General features: G+C 72.1%; 1 protein-coding gene. It reads left to right on the top strand.

What is annotated here, in order from left to right; all coding sequences use genetic code 11:
• Positions 1-645 precede the first annotated feature (645 nt).
• The coding region (locus VKV26_12810) for a PEP-utilizing enzyme (GenBank protein ID HLZ70775.1) at positions 646-2312 on the top strand (1667 nt) is incomplete at its 3' end.

Raw genomic sequence — 2312 nt, 5'->3', positions numbered from 1 at the left:
GGCGACGTTGGCCTGGCTCAGGCTGGCGGTGTTCCACAGCGCCGGGCCCTGCAGGATGACGCCCGTGTTGTTCTGCACGCCGGCGAAGGCCGCGAGGTTGAGCTGGCTGAGGGTCGCGTAGTTGCTGATACCCATGGTGTTGTCCCTCCCCTGTTGTCTTCTGCGGTGGCCTTCGTGCCCCCGCCTCACACAAGAAGTATGCCTGCCGGCTGCCTGCCCCGGCTGTGAAGGGGCGGACGGCGCCAGCATGGAGGTCGTCACCACTCCCCCAGGCGAGGGCGCCGCGCATCCGGTAGCCGCGGGCACCAGTTCCGTGTTAGCCGGGCTACACAACTCCTGTTCTCAGGCGTGCCTCAGCGGTACCCGGCGCCCACCGCCCGAACCCTGCGCGGCGCCGCCGCGACCAACCAGGCGCCCGATCGCCCCGCGCAGGCTCGCTCTGCTCTCCCTGCCGCGCTCAACCGCCGCGCGGACTGCAGATCGTTGGTGAATGGGGGCGAGGGGTCGGCGCGGCGAGCGATGGGGCGCCCGTGCTTCATACGCCGCGCCGGGCGCCGCCGCAGTAGACGCGTGGTCTGCCTGCGTGTATATTCGGCGCGCTGTGCGCCGGCGCCGGGCCGGCAGCCTCACGCAGGAGCGCCCGCCGTGACTTCGACGCAGACCCAGGCCGCGCCACTCATCGCCGGCACGCCCGAGCGCGCCGTCTGCGAGTGGGACTCGCTGCCGAACGAGCTGTTTAACTTCTGGACGATCGGCAACGTCTCCGAGGTGATTCCCGGCGTGCTGCGCCCGCTCAGCGCCTCGCTCTACCGCACCATGGACTACCTCGGCACCACGAAGCTGGTCCGCGACCTGGACAGCCTCGACCTGCTGCCGTCACAACCGCCGCCGATCGGCAACTTTATCTCCAACTTCGGCGGTCGCGCCGTGCTGAACCTCGCCTGGGCCAACGCAATCATCGGCGTCTGGCAGACGGGCGAAGGCTCCGATCTCATGGGCCAGTTCATCACCTCGACCGACGGGCAGGACATCGCCAGCGGCCGTGCCGCCGATTCGGAACGCGCCGCGCGCACCTTCGCCAGGATCCGCCGCATCTGGGGGCAGTTGCCGCACATCGTGGAGATGGACCGGGTGCGCGAGCAGCGGCAGCGCCGGCAGGAACGCGGGCGCGATCTGGGCCGGCTCTCCGACCGCCGGCTCTGGCGCCACGTGCAGAGCCTGGTCCGCGACGTGCGCTGCTACACACACCACCTCTTCGTTTCCGGCGCGGCGGGCGAGTACGCCCAGTGGCTCGGCAAGCTGCTCGACAAGGAGCTGCCCGGCCACGACCCGGCGCTGATCGTGGGACTCACCAGCGCCCTGCGCGAGGTGGAGAGTGCGCGGCCCAGCAAGGGCGCCTGGGATGTGGCCCAGGCCGTGCGCCGCCGCAAGGCGCTCCTGGCCGAGGTCGAGGTCCTGCCGCCGCACGCGATCGCGGCGAAGCTTGCCGCGCGGCGCGGCGCCGACTGGAAGGCGTTCGCCGAGCGGTTTGGCGCCTTCATCGCGGAGTTCGGCTTCCGTGGCCAGCGCGAAGCCGATCCCTCCGCCGCCGACTGGGAGGAGGAGCCGGCCTTCGCCATCAGCGCGGTCAAGGCCTTCCTGCACGCCGGCACAGACCACGATCCGTACCGGCTCGAAGAGGCGGCGGCGCGGCGGCGCGAGGCGGTGGAGGCCGAGGTGCGGCGGCAGTTGCCGCGCGGCGTCCTGGCCGAGTTCAACCGTTTGCTGGCCGGCTCGCAGCGCTTCGCCCGGCTGCGTGAGGCCTCGAAGGCGAACTGGGTGCGTTCGCTGCGGCCGGTGCGGGCGCCGCTGCTGGAGCTGGCGCGGCGCTTCGTCGCCCGTGGCCTGATCGCCGATCTCGACGACTTCTGGTATCTGCTCGCGGACGAGGTCGAGCGCGGTGTGCAGGGCGAGCTGGCTGCCGGCGAGGCGCACGCGGCCGTACAGCGGCGCCGCGCCGTGCGCGATCGGCTGGAGCTGTACAGCCTGCCGGAAGTCTTCAGCACGCCGGTCGAGCTGCTGCCGTTGCAACCGGCACAGGCGCCCGCCGCCGGCGCACTCAGCGGCATGCCGGTCTCGGCGGGAAGAGCCACGGGCAAAGCGCGCGTCGTGCTCTCGGCCGAGGCGGCCGAGGAGGTCGAGCTGGAGCCGGGCGAGGTGCTGGTCGCGCCCTTCACCGACGCGCCCTGGACGCCCTTGTTCGTGCCCGCGGCGGCCGTGGTGGTGGAGACCGGCGGTCTGCTCTCGCACGCGGCCACCGTGGCGCGGGAGTT

The sequence above is a fragment of the Dehalococcoidia bacterium genome (genome assembly GCA_035310145.1).
Classification (GTDB): Bacteria; Chloroflexota; Dehalococcoidia; order CAUJGQ01; family CAUJGQ01; genus CALFMN01.
Note: the sequence above shows the minus strand (reverse complement) of the source record. Positions and strands in the feature narration are given on the sequence as shown.